The organism is Streptomyces sp. NPDC048604 (genome assembly GCF_043199435.1).
Taxonomy (GTDB): Bacteria; Actinomycetota; Actinomycetes; order Streptomycetales; family Streptomycetaceae; genus Streptomyces.
On sequence record NZ_JBICVX010000006.1, the window covers coordinates 360910 to 379279 of the forward strand.

At 69.9% G+C, this 18370-nt stretch carries 16 protein-coding genes and 2 pseudogenes; 9 read left to right on the forward strand and 9 right to left on the reverse strand.

Annotated elements, in window-relative coordinates; translation table 11 throughout:
• Positions 1-415: 415 nt before the first annotated feature.
• The 3 genes from ACGFMM_RS15650 to ACGFMM_RS15660 are packed head-to-tail and all read right to left on the reverse strand — an operon-like array spanning position 416 to position 3794.
• Positions 416-1486 (reverse strand): tetratricopeptide repeat protein, encoded by a 1071-nt coding sequence (locus ACGFMM_RS15650; protein ID WP_393646843.1) that lies wholly within the window; start codon positions 1484-1486, stop codon positions 416-418.
• A complete protein-coding gene (locus ACGFMM_RS15655; protein WP_393646844.1) occupies positions 1486-2547 on the reverse strand; it encodes a hypothetical protein in 1062 nt (353 codons plus the stop codon). Before ACGFMM_RS15655 ends, ACGFMM_RS15650 begins: the two co-directional genes overlap by 1 nt.
• A complete protein-coding gene (locus tag ACGFMM_RS15660) occupies positions 2544-3794 on the reverse strand; it encodes an AAA family ATPase (RefSeq protein ID WP_393646845.1) in 1251 nt (416 codons plus the stop codon). The genes ACGFMM_RS15655 and ACGFMM_RS15660 overlap by 4 nt, the downstream gene beginning before the upstream one ends.
• Positions 3795-4108: 314 nt before the next feature.
• Between ACGFMM_RS15660 and ACGFMM_RS15665 the strand changes: the two genes are divergently transcribed.
• The 4 genes from ACGFMM_RS15665 to ACGFMM_RS15680 all read left to right on the forward strand — a co-directional run bounded on the left by ACGFMM_RS15665 (position 4109) and on the right by ACGFMM_RS15680 (position 9192).
• Positions 4109-4774 (forward strand): glyoxalase, encoded by a 666-nt coding sequence (locus ACGFMM_RS15665; protein ID WP_393646846.1) that lies wholly within the window; start codon positions 4109-4111, stop codon positions 4772-4774.
• A 48-nt stretch (positions 4775-4822) separates the two neighbouring features.
• On the forward strand, positions 4823-5287 hold the full coding sequence (locus ACGFMM_RS15670) for a DoxX family protein (RefSeq protein WP_393646847.1): 465 nt from the start codon (positions 4823-4825) through the stop codon (positions 5285-5287).
• A gap of 195 nt (positions 5288-5482) precedes the next feature.
• A complete protein-coding gene (gene abc-f, locus ACGFMM_RS15675) occupies positions 5483-7135 on the forward strand; it encodes a ribosomal protection-like ABC-F family protein (protein WP_393646848.1) in 1653 nt (550 codons plus the stop codon).
• Positions 7136-7452: 317 nt separating this feature from the next.
• Entirely contained in the window at positions 7453-9192 is a 1740-nt protein-coding gene (locus ACGFMM_RS15680; RefSeq protein WP_393646849.1) for a lysyl oxidase family protein, read from the forward strand.
• A gap of 80 nt (positions 9193-9272) precedes the next feature.
• On the opposite strand, the gene ACGFMM_RS15685 is transcribed toward ACGFMM_RS15680, so the two are convergent.
• Together ACGFMM_RS15685 and ACGFMM_RS15690 are read right to left on the reverse strand one after the other, a co-directional pair.
• Entirely contained in the window at positions 9273-9611 is a 339-nt protein-coding gene (locus tag ACGFMM_RS15685) for a hypothetical protein (protein WP_393646850.1), read from the reverse strand.
• 172 nt (positions 9612-9783) lie between these two features.
• Positions 9784-10668, reverse strand: coding sequence for a DUF2268 domain-containing protein (locus ACGFMM_RS15690; RefSeq protein WP_393646851.1), 885 nt, complete (start codon positions 10666-10668; stop codon positions 9784-9786).
• A 200-nt stretch (positions 10669-10868) separates the two neighbouring features.
• Between ACGFMM_RS15690 and ACGFMM_RS15695 the strand changes: the two genes are divergently transcribed.
• Complete coding sequence (locus ACGFMM_RS15695) at positions 10869-11465, forward strand: IS5 family transposase (protein WP_393646954.1); 597 nt, start codon at positions 10869-10871, stop codon at positions 11463-11465.
• A gap of 15 nt (positions 11466-11480) precedes the next feature.
• Here ACGFMM_RS15695 and ACGFMM_RS15700 read toward each other — a convergent pair whose 3' ends face one another.
• The 3 genes and pseudogenes from ACGFMM_RS15700 to ACGFMM_RS15710 form a co-directional block, all read right to left on the reverse strand.
• Positions 11481-12143 (reverse strand): GPP34 family phosphoprotein, encoded by a 663-nt coding sequence (locus ACGFMM_RS15700; RefSeq protein ID WP_393646852.1) that lies wholly within the window; start codon positions 12141-12143, stop codon positions 11481-11483.
• Between the two features lie 329 nt (positions 12144-12472).
• A pseudogene (locus tag ACGFMM_RS15705) lies at positions 12473-12658 on the reverse strand (transposase); the annotation flags it as partial.
• Between the two features lie 31 nt (positions 12659-12689).
• Positions 12690-13274, reverse strand: coding sequence for a S1 RNA-binding domain-containing protein (locus ACGFMM_RS15710; protein ID WP_393646853.1), 585 nt, complete (start codon positions 13272-13274; stop codon positions 12690-12692).
• Positions 13275-13730: 456 nt separating this feature from the next.
• Here ACGFMM_RS15710 and ACGFMM_RS15715 point away from each other — a divergent pair, with 456 nt between their 5' ends.
• The 3 genes from ACGFMM_RS15715 (at position 13731) to ACGFMM_RS15725 (ending at position 17185) form a co-directional block, all read left to right on the forward strand.
• Entirely contained in the window at positions 13731-14582 is an 852-nt protein-coding gene (locus ACGFMM_RS15715; protein ID WP_393646854.1) for an NAD(P)H-binding protein, read from the forward strand.
• Between the two features lie 560 nt (positions 14583-15142).
• Positions 15143-16765, forward strand: coding sequence for a phospholipase D family protein (locus ACGFMM_RS15720; RefSeq protein WP_393646855.1), 1623 nt, complete (start codon positions 15143-15145; stop codon positions 16763-16765).
• 234 nt (positions 16766-16999) lie between these two features.
• Entirely contained in the window at positions 17000-17185 is a 186-nt protein-coding gene (locus tag ACGFMM_RS15725) for a transposase (RefSeq protein WP_393646856.1), read from the forward strand.
• A gap of 224 nt (positions 17186-17409) precedes the next feature.
• Here ACGFMM_RS15725 and ACGFMM_RS15730 read toward each other — a convergent pair whose 3' ends face one another.
• Positions 17410-17895 (reverse strand): DUF1877 family protein, encoded by a 486-nt coding sequence (locus ACGFMM_RS15730; protein ID WP_393646857.1) that lies wholly within the window; start codon positions 17893-17895, stop codon positions 17410-17412.
• A 125-nt stretch (positions 17896-18020) separates the two neighbouring features.
• Here ACGFMM_RS15730 and ACGFMM_RS15735 point away from each other — a divergent pair.
• A pseudogene (locus ACGFMM_RS15735) lies at positions 18021-18291 on the forward strand (aldo/keto reductase); the annotation flags it as partial.
• Between the last annotated feature and the right edge of the window lie 79 nt (positions 18292-18370).

Sequence of the window (18370 nt, forward strand, 5' to 3'; positions counted from 1 at the left end):
TTGCCGGAAAATGGCGCGCCAGGATTCGCGGCAAGGGCATGGAAGCCGCCGAACGGCGGGAAAAGGAACCTGCCCGGAAAACTCCGGTGAGGAGTCCGGTCAGTTACCGCAGTGGCGTCCTGCGCGGCGGGGAACGGCGATCCACGGCAGAGAGAAGAGCAGGAGAAAGACGCCTGTCGGCGGGTCTACCGACCGACGGCACAGATGGCGCTGGCTTGACGTCGCAGATCGACGTGGAGCCGCGCGGCGAGGTTCTCGGACATGCTCACGGCCAAGAGACTTGCAGCGAAAACCGGACACGTCAATGTGTCGTCGGGCTGCGTCTCGCATACTGAATCTCGCGCCATATGCGTGAAGTACAGCGTTCACAATTGGCCCGACATGAGGCGCGGGAAAGCGCCCCTTCCATCCGCCTCTACGGCTTCGGCGCGCGCTGCTGGAGGGCGGTGCGGCCGGCCACGGACGTGACGATCACGAAGAAGAACAACGGAATCGCGAGCGCGCCGAACACGGCGCTGCGCCACAGCACCAGAGCCAAGGGCGCGTGGACGATGAGCAGCGCGACGGCGAACGCCATCCCGAGGACCTGCCGAGAGCCGCGCGCCACCAGCAGGAGGGGCCGGCGCAGGAGGGGCGGGACCCGCCGGGCCTGAAACAGCAGCCACCCGCCCCAGCTGCCGACCAGCACGGCCGCGCACACCAGGCAGGCGACGAGGGCGTCGGTGCCGGTGGCGCCCGCACGCAGGTGGGCGGCGCCGCACGACACCGCGACGGTTCCGGCGAGGGCCACCCAGCGGGAGCCCATGACCGTTCCCCAGGCCATGGTCTCCAGGTTGAAGCGGGCCTGGCGGTCGTTCAGGTCGAGGGCGGCGGACTGGACGAAGCCCTCGGCGGCCCGAGTCCACGAGCCGGGACGGAGCCAGCGGCGGCGCAGAAGGAGCAGCGAGAGGTTGTTGTGGGCCTGGCTGCTGTCCGGGTCGAGGCGCAGCGCCGTCTCGTAGGCATGCTGGGCGACGCGGTGGTTGCCGGTCTGGTGGGCGGTCACGCCGAGGAGGAGGTGCGCGTCGCTCTCTTCGGGGGCGAGGGCGGCGGCCGTGCGGGCCGACTCGTACGCGGCCCGCCGGTGCTTCCCGCGGGCGCCTTGGCTGAGGACGGCGCCGAGGGTGTAGTGGCTCCCCCAGTGCTGCGGGGCGAGTTCGACGGCGCGCCGGGCGGAGCTCTCGGCCTGCTTGTACTCCTTCAGGGCGAGCAGGACATGGGCGTGCATCAGCCAGGCGCTCACCGACTCGGGTTCGACGCGCAGGGCCTGTTCGACGGCGGTGAGCGCCTGCTCTTCGTCGCCGAGGCGGTGCCGGCACCGGGAGAGCAGCACGAGTGCGGTGGCGTCGTCGGGGTGGCCGGCGAGGTGCTGGGCGGCGAGTGCGGCGGCCTGCTCGTAGCGCCCCAGGTCGAAGAGGGCTTCGGCCTGTTGCAGGGCCCGGTTCATCAGACCTTGTTCCGGTCATGGGTGATGCTGAGCAGGTTCGGTACGAGTGCCAGCCAGAACAGGACCTGAGGGACGGTGCGCTCGCTCCACGGAAGGGCCACGAGCAGCAGCGCGCACAGGGTGGCCCAGGTGGCCTGGCCGAGTACGACCCTGGGCCAGAACGAGCGGCGCACGAGCGCGAACACGGTGAGCTGTGCCCCGGTCCGCAGCCGCCGGTAGCGGCGCCAGGCGCCGAAGGCCCACACCACGGCCATCAGGGCCAGCGCCCACAGCCGGGTGCCGAGATCGACGGGCAGCTCCTTCGCCTCGGCCCCGGTGGGGAAGACGTCGACGGTGAGGGCAGCCATGACCAGGCAGAGCAGGGCGAGCCATCGGGTGCCGCGCAGCATCCGGTATACGGCCCTGTCGAGATCGGCGCGGAGCGACTCCGAGTCGGGGGCGACGGCGAGTGCGCCGGCGTAGAGGTCGGCGGCTCGGGCGGCGGACGTGCCGGGCTTGCGGGCCTCGCGCCCGGTGACCTCGGAGACGGCGAGCTGGTCGGTCGGGTCGATGCGCAGCATCTGCCGCACGGACTCCTGCACCAGGTCGAAGCGGCTGTTGAACGCGGCGACCTTGTACATGGTGTGCCACGTGTCGACGACGTCAGGGCCGCGCCGTACGGCCTCCTGGGCCTCCTGGAGTGCCTCCTCCTTCGTCCCCACGAAGATCAGCATCTCGGCGCGCTGGGCACGTGGGCCCCAGTATTCCGGCGCGAGGCGGATGGCCTCGCGCTGTGACTGCTCGGCCTCGGGCAGCCGGCTCAGCCTGCGCAGGGCGAATCCGCGCATGAAGTGCCCGTCGGCGAACTCGGGTTCGAGCTTCAGCGCCTGGTCGGCGGCGTCGAGCCCCTCCTCGTTGCGGCCCAGAGAGGTGAGACAGCGGGCGCGCGCGGTCCACGCCTCGTGGTCGTCGGGTGCCTCGGCGAGACGCCGGTCGAGGAGGGCGAGGGCCTCCTCCTGCCGCTTCATGCCGTAGAGCTCGAGGGCCTGTTCGACCCGTGGGTGCAGGGATGTTCCACTCACAGCTTGCGCTTCTTCTTCAGGTAGGCGACCAGGTCGTCGTACATGCCGCCGTCGTTGGCGAACATGGCGACGTTACGGGCGGAGGCGAACCAGGATTCGCTGGACGGCCTGATCTGCTTGGCCGCGTTCAGGAAGTCCTTGGTGCCGATCATGCGGACGGTGCCGGTACGGGCCGAGTCCAGGAGCGCGTACTCGGCCGCGCTCTCGCAGACATGGGCGAGATCGGCGCCGGAGAAGTCCTCGGTGGCCTTGACGATCTTGCCGAGATCGACGGACTCGATGGGACGCTCGCGCAGGTGGTAGCGGAGGATCGCCTCCCGGGCCGGGGCGTCGGGCGGCAGCACGAGCAGGGTGCGGTCCAGGCGGCCGGGGCGGCGCAGGGCGAGGTCCACGTCCCAGGGGACGTTGGTCGCGGCGAGCACGAAGACGCCGTCGTTCTGGGCGGCGTTGATGCCGTCGAGCTCGGTGAGAAGCTGGTTGACGACATTGCGCAGACCGCTGTGGTGCGTACGCGAGCGCTTGGCGCCGAGCGCGTCCAGCTCGTCGAGGAAGACCACGCAGGGCGCCTGGCGGCGGGCGGCCTCGAAGATGCCGTGGACGTTCTTCTCCGAGGTGCCGATGTACATGTCGAGGATGTCGGAGAGCGACACCGACATGAAGCCGGCACCGAGTTCGCCGGCGACGGCCCGCGCGATGAACGTCTTGCCGCAGCCGGGCGGGCCGTACAGGAGCAGGCCGCCGCGGAGCGACTTGCCGTACAGCTTGCGCAGTTCGGGGTTGCGCATCGGGGCGAGGAAGGCGGCTTCGAGCCGGTCCTTGACCTCCTGCATGCCGCCGACGTCGGCGAGGCGTACCTCGCCGGGGGCGTCGATGTCCCAGGCGGACGCATCGGCCGGGTCGCCGCTGCCGTCCGAGGTCAGGGGGGCCTCGGTGGCGTCGCCCGCGTCGGCGGGGTCGGCGGCGAAGCGGGGACCGACGACGTCGGAGACTTCCTGCTCGGCGGAGGCCCAGTCGAAGGCGGGGGGTTGGGCGCCGACCGTGGGCAGTTGCATGGCGCGGACCATCAGGTCCCGTACGGCTTCGTCGCCCGGCGCGTGCTGCAGCGCGACCGCGGCTTGCGTGACGGCCTCGTCGTGCCGCCCCTCCGCGAGCAGCAGTTCGGTGAAGTGCAGCCGCAGGGGCACGTCTTCGGGAGCGGCGGCGACAGCGGCCCGCAGGCTACGGATGAGAGGAGACTCGTCGGACATGGGGTCAGCCTAGAAAGCGGCCCGTGGCTCTCGTTCACCGGGTGCGGTCAAGATCGACAGGCACGCGGACGCCGCGACCCCACCAGCGGCCGTGGCGGTCTACGGCGGGGTCGAGGCGCCGGCGTGCCAGCACGTGCCGGCGGCTGCGATTGACCAGCGAAGGACAGGCCGAGCGGAAGGGGCAACTCGGCCTGCAAGGGGGCCGGCGCACCTCCGAACGGACCCCGCGGCCGGGCCTTGCGGTGCGTGGCGAAGCACGTCTCAAGACCGGTCAGGATTCGAGAAGCCCCAGCCTCCGCGCAGCCCCTAGCGTGATGGTCATGGCAACCACCACTTCCACCACGGCCAACACGTCCCTCGCGTCCGTCACCCTTGAGGTGGCCGACCCCGAGGCCGCCCGCCGCTTCTACGGCGCCTTCGGCGTGGACACGTACATACGCCTGCGGGCGTCCGAGGCGGACTCCAACGGATTCCGCGGCTTCACCCTGGCGCTCACGGTGTCCGGGCCGGCCACCGTCGACAGCTTCGTCGGGGCGGCAGCGGGCGCCGGCGCCACGGTCCTGAAGCCCGCCGCGAAGTCGCTGTGGGGCTACAGCGGCGTCGTTCAGGCCCCGGACGGGACGATCTGGAAGATCGCGACCTCGGCGAAGAAGGACACCGGCCCTGCCACCCGCGAGATCGACGAGGTCGTCCTGCTGATCGGCGTCGAGGACGTCAAGGCCACCAAGCAGTTCTACGCCGCCCGGGGCCTGACCGTGGCCAAGAGCGTCGGCGGCAAGTACGCCGAGTTCGCCCCCGGTCAGTACAGCCCCGTCAAGCTGGCGCTGTACAAGCGCCGTGCCCTTGCCAAGGACCTCGGCGTCCCCGCCGAAGGCACCGGCTCGCACCGCATCGTCCTGGGCACCACCGCCGACGCCTTCACCGATCCTGACGGGTTCACCTGGGAGGCTGCCGCGTCGCTCGCCCCCACGCCGTCCTGACGCCGTGCGGAGCCCTGGCCCTGCCCAATTCATCCTGAAGGGACAAGAATGTCGAAGCGACTCATGACAGGTCTGTACTGGTTTCTGGCCTTGGAGTTCGCCCTGGGCGCCGTGACCAAGTACTGGCCGGGCGACACGATGTTCAGCTCGGCGTACTCCGTGAAGTTCGTCGATTGGGGTTACCCGGCCTGGATGCGCTTCGTGGTCGGCGCCCTGGAAGGCGTCGCCGCCGTCCTGCTCGTGATACCCGACCGGCGAGCACGCTTCCTTGGTGCCACGACGCTGATGTTCGTACTCACCGGCGCGGTCACCACCCACATCGTCAACCACGACCCCGCGGTGGAGAGCTGGGCCGCGCCGACCCACCTTCTCGTCATGGGAGTCCTCGCGCTGGTCAATTGGCCTGCCGACTGGCGAGACCTCCTGCGGACTCCTACCGCGCCGACAGCCCGAGCGCCACGTCCGTCCAACGACGACGAGGGTGCGGCACCTCAGAGGGAATCCCTGACCTGAACCGACCCGCGCCGGCCTCACCGAGCTGCTGCTCGAAGAGGCCTTGTCGCGCCAGGAGCTCTTGGAAATGAATGGGGCGAGACGAGTCGTCTTGTTATGGTGGGGGCATGGCTTTCTTCTTCGTCTGAGTCCGGGCACGGCCCCTGCCGCCGCTTCTGCTGCCCGTAGACCCTTCGTATTCCTGGGGAAAGCCCTATGCGCGACCGCGCTCGTACCGCCCCGCCCGTCACCGTCCCGGCCGTGGCGCAGCTGTCTGTCAAGTCCGTCACCAAGTCGTACGGCACCCGGACCGTCCTCGACCAGGTCTCCTTCACCGTCCGGCCGGGCGAGAAGGCCGCCGTCATCGGTGAGAACGGCTCCGGCAAGTCCACCTTGCTGCGGCTGCTCGCCACGGCCGAGACGCCGGACGCCGGGGAGGTCACCGTCCGCTTTCCCGGCGGAACCGGCCACCTCGCCCAGACCCTCGACCTTGATGCGGACTGCACCGTGCAGGACGCCGTCGACGTTGCCCTGTCCGAACTGCGCGACATGGAGCGAGGGCTCCGTGCCGCAGAGGAGTCCCTCGCCGACGCGTCGGACGAGGAACTTGCGGCGTACGGCGAGCTGTTGATCGCATACGAGGAACGCGGCGGATACGAGGCGGACGCCCGTGTGGATGCCGCCATGCACGGGCTCGGCCTGGCCCGGATCACCCGGGAGCGCCCGCTCGGTTCACTGTCCGGCGGCGAGCAGTCGCGCCTCGCGCTCGCCTGTGTCCTCGCCGCAGCCCCCGAACTGCTGCTCCTGGACGAACCGACGAACCACCTCGACGCGGCGGCCGTGCGCTGGCTGGAGGAACACCTGCGCGCACACCGCGGCACCGTCGTCGCGGTCACCCACGACCGCGGCTTCCTGGAGCGCATCGCCACCACGATCCTCGAGGTCGACCGGGACGAGTGCGCCGTGCGCCGGTACGGCGACGGCTGGGCCGGCTACCGCACCGCGAAGGCCGCCGCCCGACGCGCCGCGGAGCAGCGGTACGCGGACTGGGTCGAGGAGGTGGCCCGGACGGAGGAGCTGCTGGAGACCGCGGGCAGGAGGCTGGCCACCACCGGCCGCGACCCGAAGCAGGGCTTCGGCAAGCACCGCCGCTCCAGCGAGGCGAAGCTCGGTGGACAGGTGCGCTCGGTGCGGGAGCGCCTGGATTGGCTGCGGCGCAACCCGGTGGCGGAGCCGCCGGTACCGCTCAGGTTCGCGACGGCGCTGCCGACGGCAGCCGGCGGCCCGCTCCAGGGCGCACTCGCCGAGCTCGACAGCGTACGGGTCGGGGAACGGCTGCGCCTGGACGGGCTCCTGACGATCGAGCCCGGAGGACGCCTCCTTGTCACGGGCGAGAACGGCGCGGGCAAGACGACGCTGCTTCGTGTCCTGGCGGGCGACCTGCGGCCGGATGCGGGCACGGCGAGCCTCCCCGCCCGGATCGGCTACCTCAGCCAGGAACTGCCCGCGCACGCCACGCGGCTGACTCTGCTCGCCGCGTTCGCCACCGGGCGGCCGGGGCTACCTGACGAGTACGCCGAACAGCTGCTGTCCCTCGGCCTGTTCCGTGAACGGGACCTGCACGTCCCGGTCGCCGCACTGTCCGTCGGACAGCGGCGGCGGCTGCAGATCGCGACCTCGGTGACCCGGCCCGCAGACCTCCTCGTACTCGACGAGCCGACCAACCACATCGCACTCGACCTGGTCGAGGACCTTCAGGCGGCGCTCGCGGCGTACCCGGGGGCGGTGGTCGCTGTCTCGCACGATCGCGACTTCCGTGCGCACTTCGAAGCCGAGCGGCTGCAACTGCACGCCGGCCGCAGGCGCTGACCCGGTCCGGCCCGCCCCGAAGGATGCCGGCGCTTTCGGGCCACCCGAGACTTTCCCGACGTCTCCCGAACCGGTTCCCGTCTCCCGTTTCCCGTGGTGAGGTGCCGCTTTGACGGTCGTACCCGGCATTCGTCGCGGGAACGCCTTTCGGCCAACATCGCGACATTTCTGCGCTTCGGACAACCGGACGCCCGATGCCTACCTCTCACAGCGCAGGTAGCACCGAGCGCCCCATACCGCGTCAGCCCCGGGGTGGAACCCCCGCCGGGCCGCGACCGATTTGGCCTTCTCCACAGCATCCGGAGGACGAGAGAACGATGAGTACGACGCGCACCAACCGGCTCCCGCGGCCGCTGCTCGCGGGGACCACGGCTGTCGCTGCCATGGCGGTGACGGTCGGTCTCATGACCGCCGCGCCGGAGCAGGCGACGGCCGCGACGGGCCCGAAGTTGAGCCTCGTCGCGGCGACCGGATCGGTCACGCTCACCTCGTGGAAGGAAGAGCCGGGCGTCTACCTGGACCTCGGCACGTACCTCACCGCCGAGGGCAGGCCGCTGGAGCTGAAGGTGACCCGGAAGTCCTACAAGGATCCGGTGACTGTCACCCAGACCGTGTTCGAGGGCGGCAAGAACAAGGCGAAGCCGTTGCCCCTGGGTACCGTGAAGGACTTCTCCGGGCTGCCGGGGTTCGCCGAGATCACCGTCAAGAACAAGGCCGGCAAGGTGGTCGTCAGCCGCGCGGAGAGCTTCTGCCCGAACAACGCCAGCGGACGGATCCGGCCCGACGCGCCCGCCACCTCGAAGTACCCGGAGAGCTGCCCCACCAACCCCTTCACCCTCGGCTCCGTGTGGGGCGTCGAGAAGGGGTGGGCCTCCAACACCTACGGCGGTTCCTACACCCAGCCCGTGAAGCTCGCCGCGGGCGCGTACACGGCCGAGGTCAGGGTCGCCAAGAAGTACCGTGACCTCTTCGGCATCGCCGACAAGCCCGCCAAGGTGAAGCTCACCGTCGAGGAACGCAGCTGGGAGAACGGCCCGTCGGCCGCAGCCGGGAAGCACGCCGGACACGGCTCCGCGCACCAGGCCCCCTCCGCCCACGCCGGGCACGGAGCGGGACACGCCCCGACCCCCGCCCAGGCCGGCGCACCGCAGACCAGCGGCGCGGGCCCCTCGTACAACGTCGGCCACGGGCCGCTGAAGGCCGCGCCCCCGGCACTGCCGTGGGCGCTGAAGGTGCAGCAGGCCGGGCGCGCCGGTGTCCAGGCCGCCGGTGACACCCCCGGGCAGACCGACGGTTCGCGCAAGGCCCCCGCCCTCGCCCCGCGGTCCGCGCGCCCCACCGGGACCCCGTCCGTCCCGAACGTCCCCAAGCCCGACCTGCGGTCGCTGCCGGCCTACGGCATCACCATCAGCGACGGTGGCGTCCAGGACATCCCCGGCAAGGACTACCTCGCCTTCAGCGCGAACGTCTGGAACGCCGGCCCGGCCCAGCTCGTCGTGGACGGCTTCCGCTCGCCCGGCAAGGCCAAGATGGACGCCTACCAGTACTTCTACGACGCCCGGGGCAAGCAGGTCGGCTACACCCCCACCGGCACCATGGAGTGGGACCCGCGCCCCGGCCACGTGCACTGGCACTTCACCGACTTCGCCAGCTACCGGCTGCTGAAGGCGGACAAGAAGGAAGCGGTCCGCAGCGGCAAGGAGGCCTTCTGCCTCGCCAACACCGACGCCGTCGACTACACGGTGAAGAACGCCAACTGGCACCCGAACAACACCGACCTGTCCACCGCCTGCGGCCAGGAGAACTCCATCTCCGTCCGGGAGGTACTGGACGTCGGCTCCGGTGACACGTACACCCAGGACCTGCCGGGACAGTCCTTCGACATCACGGACCTGCCCAACGGCACCTACTACATCCAGGTCCTCGCCAACCCGGCCAAGCGGCTGAAGGAGACCAATCTCGACAACAACAGCGCCCTGCGCAAGGTCGTCCTCGGCGGCACGCCTGGCCGGCGGACCGTCACCGTCCCCGCCCACGGCCTCGTGAACGCGAACTGACCAGAGGGCGATCCCCGCAGTAACCGCCGAGCCGGCCCGAACGGGCCGGCTCGGTCGTCATCCGGAGCAGGGTTCCACTCCTACGCGCTGTCCAGCAGGTGGCTGAGGCGCAGTCGCAGTGCCCGTTCCGCGCCGGCCGCCAAGGTGGCGACGCCGATCGCGATGTTGCCCCATGCCGGCACGTCGATGGGCGAGGTGAAGGTCCCGGTGCGCTGGGCGATGCCCGCCGGCTTGGTGAGCTGTTCGGCAAGTTGTGGGACGAGGACGACAAGGGCGGCGGCGAGCACGCACAGCGAGAGGAGACCGATGGCGCGGCTCAGCGCGGGGTGTGCGATCCCCCGGGACAGCGCCAAGAACGCCGTCTCCATCACCCTGCCCGACAACGACCGCCTGAAGGTGTACGCGATCAGCGGGCGCAACGCCTGATCCTTGACGGAGCGGCGGCTCGAGCCACGGGTGGAGCCGCCGCTCCCAGTGCGCACGGCGCCGGAACGCCGCGTTGTGGCCTCAGACCTGCTCACTGGAGCTCCCCAGCCACCGGCCGGCCGGTCCGCGGTCGTGGGATCTGGCTGAGGGTGACAGAGCGATGTGTCATGCGCTGCTCGAGATACCTGCGTTCGCGAGGATGTCGCGTGCGGGCAACGCCGTGCTCTGGGCGGCGGTCAGGCCGGAGGCTGCCAGGTGGGCGTCCACGATCCGAAGGCCGGCCGCGTATCCGGCGAAGTCGGGCAGTCCGATGGGCTGGAGCCCCATGTGCGCCGCGGTGGCGTCGCCGTACACGTAGGCGGGCAGGTTCTGCATCCCGGCCACGTCGATCCCGGCCGCGACCTTGTCGCAGACGTCGTCCAGTTCCGGGCCGGACAGCGACGTCGCCCAAGGGCCCATGGCCGGCTCGCCCGCCAGTTCCCGTACGAACGCCTCGGCCAGCCCCTCGGCCACGACCTGTTCGCCGACCGTGACCGTCATGGGGTTCCAGACCACGTTGGCGTAGCGCACGTTGTGGTGGAGCTCGTGCGCGGCGACGTACCCGATCTCCGCCAGGCTGGTCTCGGTGGGCCACATCGTCAGCTGGATCGCTCCGGGGATACCGCCCATACCGAGGTAGCCGGCGTTGCGCACCGTCAGCAGGTCGTCATCGGGGTCGCCAAGTACCAGCACGACATGCACGGTCTCGGCGCTCTTGGCTCCGGGCACCGCGCCGCTCAGCCGCTCCCATGCCGCGGCGAGGCAGTCCTCGATCCGGTCCCACACCCCCGCGTCCCGCATCTGACGCAGGGCCGTCAGATAGCGCGGGTCCTCGCGGTCGATCCGGAAGCCGCTCCCCATCTGGTGCATCTGAACCACGTCCACGCCCACCGTGGACATCACGCCGTGCAGAGGGCTGAGCATTTCCCGTAGGGCGTCGGGCCGCTCCTCCAGCGGGCGCTGCAGCAGATCGAGCATGGAGGAGGCCGTGTCATGAACAATGATCTTCATGACCTGGACCGTAGAGCCTCACGTTACGGGAGGGGCAAGCCAGAAGGTCCACGGCCACTCACTCCTGCCGCAACCCGGCTCACTCCAGTCGGATACGCGAGTTCAATGGAGTGGACTTCGTCCGCGCGGACGACCTCGCCTGGGACGCCGGAACCGCCCGGCTGCTGCCCCGGCTGTTGAAGGGCCGCACCCGGGGCACGGTGTTTACCACCCACCGCCGACCCGGCCCCGGAAGGTGGTGGGCCCGCGCTGCCCCGACATCAGCACGCGTCCGGAGCCCGCAAACAAGGGCTTCGGTCGGCGAGCCGCGCGACCATGCGATCGGCAGGTCCCGCGGCGGGCTGAGTACGAAGATCCACCTCGCAGCGGACGCTCACTGCCGGCCCCTGGCCTTCGTCCTAACCGCAGGACAGGCAGGTGACGCTCCTGCCTTCGGGGACGTGATGGCCCGACTGCGGGTTCCCCGCCGGCGCGGGCGGCCTCGCACCCGGCCCGATGTCGTCCTGGCCGACAAGGCCTATCCTCGCGCCCCATCCGCGAGCACCTGCGCAAGCGCGGTATCCGCGCGGTCATCCCTGTCCCAGCCAAACCAGCGGGCCCACCGCCTACGGCGAGGCAATCGAGGCGGTCGGCCGCCGGCCTTCGACCGCGAGACATACAAGCAGCGCAACACCGTCGAGCGATGCATCAACCGCTTGAAGCAATGGCGCGGCATCGCCACCCGCTACGAGAAGACCGCGACCATCTACCTCGCCGGACTCCACATCGCAGGCATCTTCATCTGGTCCGCCGGATGATCCGAGGGGAATGGTCTAACTCACGGCCGTGGCGGCCGTGACCACGGTGACTGCGACCATCGCCGCCTGCATGTTGCGGATGGCAGCGTGGACGCTCTCGGCCGCCCATTGCCCGGCGGCCACCTCCGCCATCCGCCCGGCGACCTGGTTGCGCGGGCTGTCGGGAAAGGCCAGGCGGTGCAGCTTGGCGGAGTGGATCAGCGAGATTAGGCCCGCCGTCCGGGTGTCCGGCTCGGCGCCGTCCAGTACGACGGCGCGGAGCCGTTCCCGCAACTCGGCCTCGACGGCGCCGTCGGCCTCGGGATAGCGGCGTATGGGGAACACGCCGAGTGCCTTGTGCTTCTCCTCGACGACCACTCCGCGCGTGCACAGGCTCTCCAGAGCCGCACCGACGGCCTTGGCCTGGTCCTTCGTCAGCCACTCCGTCACCCGGCGCTTCTTGCGACCGCCCAGCCACGTCTCGATCAGTGCCGTCCGGCTGTCCAGCAACTGGTCCCCGGTCGGCGTCGTGTCTGTCAGTTCGAGGTACTTGCCCGCCACGGACACCCGCCCGGCCAGCACCAGTTCGAGCAGAATCCCGCCCGACACCGCCCACCCAGCGGCCTGCCGCTGCTTCGCCGACCCGGACTCATCGTCCAGAGACAGCAGCATGATCTCTTCGGCCAGTGTGATCGCCATACCACTACCCCCGTATACGACCCGTGATCACTTTCTCATGATCAGACGCCCGGAACCGCAAGGAGGTTCCCCCGCTGATTCCGGCCCCAGCCCGTCCCTCCCACCTCATACCTGGTCCACTGACTGATCCGAAAGAAACGGCCTAGCCTGCTCGCGCCGGGCACCGCCCGACGCTGACCGGGTGGCCCGGGCTTGCGACCGGTACCCAGGTACAGCTTCACGGTCGGGTGACGTCCCGCCCGCACGCCGCGGGGACGGAGCGGCCCAGACCCTCACCTCCAGCACCACCTCCACCAGGCGGGCGACCAGTCTCTGCCACGGCGTCTCGATCTGCGTGCGCCGGCGGCATGCTGATGCGCGCGGACGATGGTGGAGTCGACCCCGGTCCGCACCCGGTGGAGGATCCCGTCGATCACCTGCCGGTGATCCCGCGACCTGCCACAGCGCCCGTTGCTGACCGGCAACAAGGGTCGAAGCCGTTCCCACTCGGCATCACTCGGATCACTCCGCCCCATGCCCACGTCAACGGCTTGGACATGCCGGCCGTCATGTAGCCGATGCGACACCTTCGTGCCGAACAACCTTCGGCCTGGAAAGGAAGATCCGGCGGGCCGGCAGCTCGATTTCCGTGACGACGACGGTGATCTCCTCTCCGACCTCGAATTCTTCCACCGGACTCACCACAGGCCGGCCAGAGACTTCTCCGGAGGGGACCAGCCCGACGATCCCGTCCCCGAGGCCGACGAAGACGCCGATGGAAACCGTCTTCTCCACCGTCCCGCGGAGTTCCTGGCCCACCGCTGTGCGGTCGGCGAGAGCCTTGAGGGGGTGGGGCTCCAGTGCCTTCAAGGACAGTCTGGCCTCCGCGTTGTAGGTGTCGAACTGAAGGAACTCGCAGGAGACACGCTGCCCTACCTGAACGACATCGGTGGGAGCGTCGATGTGTCGCCAGGACAGTTCGGGGATGACGATGAACCCGACACCGGGGAGGGTGGGATGGGCAGGTCCGTCGTCCAGGGCCACGAAGACCCCGAACCGCTCGATCGCCGCGACGGTGCCGGACAGGATCTCGCCGCGGTGCAGGGACTCCAAATACGCCCAGAGTTCCGGGCTCTCAGACTGCCAATCCACACCGCCACCCTGGCACACGACATCGTGGGCCGACGATGCCCTCGACGAGCTGCACCCCCTCCATGCCTCAGCAGCCGGGATCATGATCGGCCGGACATCTCCTCGGCGACGCCTTGGCGGAGCGGGGGAGTCCGCGCGGGCCCGGACCCGCTGGGCGGAGGCCCTCGCGGTGTACGAGCAGGTGCCTGGGGCGGAGGGGTATGCACCGCGGGGCCGCCTGAACGCATGGCTGGGCGGCCGGGCCGCGGACAGGGTGGGAGGTCGACTGACGGAGGCGTGATCCGCCTCGCCCGCGGTGCCGACGTTCTCCCAGGCCGGCGCACAAGTTCAGGGGGCGTACCCATCTCCAAGCATGAGTCGGCACTGCACTTGACGGGCACTCCGGCCGGTGCTTGACCTGAACCTTGGTTGATGTACGAGAGTCGTGTCATCGAACGGCGAGACGAGGAGATTCCGATGACACAGCCCAGGATCCTGGTGACCGGCGCGACCGGAAAGGTCGGTGGCGCGGTGGTGACCCAACTGCACGCGGCGGGCGTGCCCGTGCGGGCGCTGGTGCGAGGGGAGGCCGACTTCCCGGAGGGCGTGGAGGCGGTACGCGGCGATCTCGCCGATCCCGCGTCGCTGGGCATGGCGCTGGAGGGCGTCGATTCGGTCTTCCTGGTGTGGCCGTTCCTGAGCGCCGAGGGCGCGACGGACGTGATCGACGCGATCGGGAAGCACGCTCGACGGGTGGTGTACCTGTCATCCGCCGGGGTCGGGAGCGAGAAGGAGAAGCCCGGCGAGGCGATCACCATGTTCCACACGAAGCTGGAGCGGCTGATCGAGGCATCGGGCCTGGAGTGGACGGCGCTGCGGCCCACCGGGTTCGCGAGCAACACGCTGGGCTGGGCGGAGGAGGTCCGCACCACCGGTGTCGTACGGGCGCCGCTGGCAAGGCTGGCCCGTCCGCTGATCCACGAGGCGGACATTGCTGCGGTCGCCGTTCGGGCGCTGACGACCGACGCCCTGCTCGGCGCCCGCCCTCTGATCACCGGCCCCGAACTGATCACCCAGGAACGGCAGGTGGCGCTGATCAGCGAGGCGATCGGGCGACCGGTGCGGTTCGAGGAGGTCGCGCTGGAGGAGGCCATCGAGCAGATGAAGGCCTCAGGCTACCCGGCAGAACTGGTGGAGGCCGTGCTGCCGGCCCAGGCGGAGATGCTCGACCATCCGGAGCCGGTCAACGATGAGGTGGAGCGCATCACGGGCACCCCGGCCCGGTCCTTCCAGGAGTGGGCGGTTGACCACGCGGCGGACTTCCGCTGAGAGGGACGTCCATACACGTTGGCGTAGACGACCGAACCCGCTGTCCGTCAGCGACGAAATGGCCGCGATCCAGGCTGCGGAGTCGGTCGTTCACTCCAGTGAGACGGCGGTGAACGTCATCTCCCCTCAGCGATGGGATCCTCCGCGAAGACGCTGATGGTGACGCGAGCGGCGGCACCGGGTACGGACAGGGCGAACCAGGCGGCCTTCGTGCACAGTTCGACGCTCGCGTCCGGGCGAGGACGAGGGGAGCCCGGCCTCGAGTCTTGTGAAGTCGTACTGGCCCACGCGTGCCCGGGCATCGGCAACGGCCCGGGGCAAGGGCAAGAGGGGCGAGATCACTTGCCGCGCGGGCTGTGCCCCCAGTACGTGCCCGGTCTGCCGCACGTGTGATCCGCTCCGTTCTGCTACCGCGCGCACACTGTCCGGCAGCTCGAGCCGCAGGCCGCCCTGGAGTGGGAGGCTGAAGAGTGAGGGTGCCGACGAGACTCGGGAGAGCCGAACGGGATGCGGCACCCCGTCTGCCGCAGCAGGTGGCAGGAGCGCATTGGAGGGCCGACGTGACGCGCGCAGAGTGGCTTCTGGTCCCCGGTGAACGCGGCAACACCGCGACGGGCCTGGACAGGCGCCGCCCGGACGCGAAGGCATGGTCCGACGGGAATCAGGCAAGCGCCCTGGTTCACGGCGCCGCGTACTTCAGCGAACTCCTGGCGGCGATACGCGAGATGCGCTCGGGCGACTTGCTTCTGTTCACGGACTGGCGCGGCGATCCCGAGGAGCGGCTCGCCGGGCAGGGCACCGAGATCGGCAGGGTCCTGTGCCGGGCGGCGAGGCGTCACGTCGTCGTCAAGGGGCTGCTCTGGCGTTCCCACCTGGACAGTCTCCGCTTCAGCCAGGAGGAGAACCGCCGCTTCGGCAAGGAGATCGAGGAGGCGGGCGGCGAGTGCCTGCTCGACATGCGGGTGCGGCCCGGAGGCTCGCACCACCAGAAGATGGTGGTGCTGCGGCACCCCGGCCGCCCGGAGTTGGACGTGGCGTACGTCGGAGGAATCGATCTCTGCCGCAACCGCAACGACGATGCCACCCATCGTGGCGACCGCCAGTCTCTGCCCATGGCATCCGCCTACGGTCCGCACCCGCCGTGGCACGACGTCCAGCTCGCCCTGCGCGGCCCGGTCGTCGGGGATGTCGAAGCCGCGTTCCGCGAACGATGGCAGGACCCCGCCCCGCTCAGCCGCAGTCCGATCACCCGCCTACGTGCGCTGATGCACCGGGAGGACACCGACGCGGACAGCCTGCCGCCGCAGGTCGGCGATCCGGTTCCATGCGGCACGCACACCGTGCAGCTGCTGCGCACGTATCCGAACCGACTGCTGCTCGGGTACCCCTTCGCCCCCGACGGGGAGCGGAGCATCGCACGGGGGTACCTCAAGGCGCTGCGCCGGGCCCGGGCGCTGATCTACGTCGAAGACCAGTACCTGTGGTCGCCGAGGGTCGTGGCCTGCTTCGCCCGGGCACTGTCCAAGTACCCCGGACTGTTGATGATCGGAGTCGTCCCCACGGTCCCGGAGCAGGACGGCCGGCTCACCCGGCCCATGAACCTGGTCGGGCGGGTCAACGCCCTGGACGAGCTACGTCGCGCGGGGGGCGACCGGGTCGCGGTGTACGGACTGGAGAACCATGCCGGGACCCCCGTGTACGTGCACGCCAAGGTGTGCGTGATCGATGACGTGTGGGCCTCCGTGGGCTCCGACAACATCAACCTCCGCTCGTGGACCCACGACTCCGAACTCAGCTGCGCTGTCGTCGACGAGTGCCCGGACCCTCGGCAGCCACGCGACCCCGGAGGACTGGGAGACCGTGCCCGCGTCTTCGCCCGGGAGCTGCGCCTGGGGCTCATGCGCGAGCACCTCGACGTGCAGGGAGCCGAGGGGCAGGAGGCGGCGGACCCGGACGCGCTGTGTGACCCGGCGACAGCCTTCGGTGCCTTCGAGGAGGCTGCCGCGGCGCTCGACGCATGGCACGAGGGAGGCCGCCATGGCCCACGGCCGCCGGGCCGTCTGCGCCGGTACACAGCCCCGCACCTCTCCGGGGCACAGAGGGCGCTGTCGACCCCCCTGCACCACCTCCTGGTGGATCCGGACGGCCGACCGCTGGGGCTGCGGCGCCGCAACGCGTTCTGAACGAGTCGTAGCGTCGGCTCGGGGAGGAAGACGTCTGGCCGTCACGGCCCCATGCAAGGTAGTGGATCTTGTGCCGTGCCCATCAGCATGCGGCGGGGGCCCGCCAAACGGGGTGACCTGCAGAAGGAACCACCGGGCGGTGTCCTTGACGAGCCTTGTGATCACGGGCTTGGGCGTTCGCGCGGCGGGTTCACCACCAAGGTGCCCCTGGCCGTCAAGCAGGGCCAGAAGCCCATGACGGTAGTGGTGACCGCCGGGCAGCGCGGGGACTCGCCGCAGTTCGAACCGGTGCTGGAGAAGGTCCGCGTGCCCCGCATCGGGCCCGGCCGGCCGCGCGTCCGCGCTGATCGCGTGAGGGCTGACAAGGCGTACGCCTCCCGGAAGAAGCGCGTCCACCTGCGCCGCCGGGGGATCCGCTGAACCATTCCGGACAAGGCCGCCGGAAATTCGGCTCGGGCGGCGGCCGGCCTCCGCAGTTCGACCCGGTCGACTACCGCGAGCATCATGCGGTCGAGTGCGGGATCAACCGCCTCAAGAGGCACCACGCTGTGGCCACCCGGTACGACAAACTCGCCGTCGGCTACGAGACGACCGTGCTGATCGCAGCCATCAACGAATGGCTGTGACCAGCAGGTGGCCACGTCTCAAGCCCACACCGCTTTGACCACGGCGTGACCTGCCGAAGCCGCCTGCCCGTAGAACTCTTGGAGGTCCCTGTGATGGTCGAGGTGTTCCTGCCTGGTCCAGCCGAGGCCACTGAACCTGGCACCGGCAACGTTCCACAGCTCGTCGAAAGAGACAGCCGTAAGGAAACGCGCGGCCTGTGACACCCCAGGCGGCTCCAGAAACATCAGCGGGGGATTGGAGGGGTCGGCGTCGGTTCTGTGGGGCACGGGGCGGCCGCCGTAGATCGGCAGTTTCCAGGGCTCGTCAGCGTCTGTACAGAGGGCATCGGCTGCGGCGTAGAGGTCGTTGACAGCGTCCCAGCCCTTGTTGATCGAGTGGGCGATGCCCGCTGCGTGCTCCTCGATGTCGTTCTCCCAAGCCTCGGACATGAACGCAGCGAGCCAGGTGTAGTCGTCCCGGATCTCGGACTCAGCGACGGCGCGAAAGTGCAGATAGATGCTCACTACGACGAATCCCTCAGCTCGACGACCCATCTGTCAGGCCGAACGGGGCGAACCTACTGGAGAGCGCTGACAGCCACGTGTCGTCGGTATCAACTCGCTCCATGCGGCAGTACTTTCGAAACACGATCAACAGCGAGATCACCCCGGCGGTCAATCAGGTCGAGACCCACCCCTTCTTCCAGCGCACCGCCGACCAGGAGCTCATGCGAGAGCACGGGGTCCAGATGCAGTCCTGGGGCGGGTTTGCCGAGGGCAAGAACCAAGTCTGTGGCCCAGGTCGTGCTGCGCTGGCTCACCCAGCGTGGCATCGTCGCCATTCCCAAGTCCGTCCGGGCCGAGCGGATGGCTGAGAACATCGACGTCTTCGACTTCGAGCTCAGCGACGAGCAGATGGCGGCCTCGGGCCTGGCCGAGTGACCGTACTACCTTCGCCACGCCGGCATTTCTTCTGGCCGTACTCCGGCGTGGACCCCGC